The 649-nt window shown below is 39.0% G+C and carries 1 pseudogene; it reads left to right on the top strand.

Annotated elements, in window-relative coordinates:
- A pseudogene (locus tag RVY88_RS09135) lies at positions 1-649 on the top strand (cell surface protein); the annotation flags it as partial.

Here is a 649-nt window from a genome sequence, read left to right on the forward strand (position 1 = left end):
AATCTAAGCGGAGAAAATGCCAAGTCACAAGTGGATTTATCTGCTGTAGCTTTAGGAGACGCCGCAGCCGCTCAAGGTATAGTGCTAAATGCTAGCGGACTAAAAGGCGGACTAGAAGTAGGAAATACGGTTACTAAAGGCTCTATAAATATCAACCTAAACGCTATGAGCGGAGACGCAAAACTAGCCGCTGCTAATTCAGAAACAGATAATCTAAGTATAAGCGTAAATGGCGTAGAAGGCAAATTTGAAACAGGAGCTTTAAAAGCTGCAGCGTCTACTACTGTATCTCTTACAAACATAAAAGGTGCTTCAACTATAGCTTCTTTAAATGGAGCCACTACTAGTTTATCTATAGAAAACACTGGAGACGTGACTATATCTAATGCTTCTTCTGCTTTAGAAGGTGATTTTAGTATAAATGCAAATAATGCAAACGGATTAACAACCGACGTTATAACAGCTAATAAAGGAGCTATATCTATAAATGCAAATGGTGTTAGTGCTATATCAGTTGGAAACCTAAGCGCCAAATCATCGATAACCCTAAACGCAGGAGACGCAAGTACTTCGGTAAAAGCAGGCAATATAGCTGCAGATAGCGTAAATGTAGATCTTTCTAAAGTATTAGGTACTACAACAGTAGGTA

This window comes from Campylobacter sp. TJR-1 (genome assembly GCF_032840035.1).
Classification (GTDB): domain Bacteria; phylum Campylobacterota; class Campylobacteria; order Campylobacterales; family Campylobacteraceae; genus Campylobacter; species Campylobacter fetus.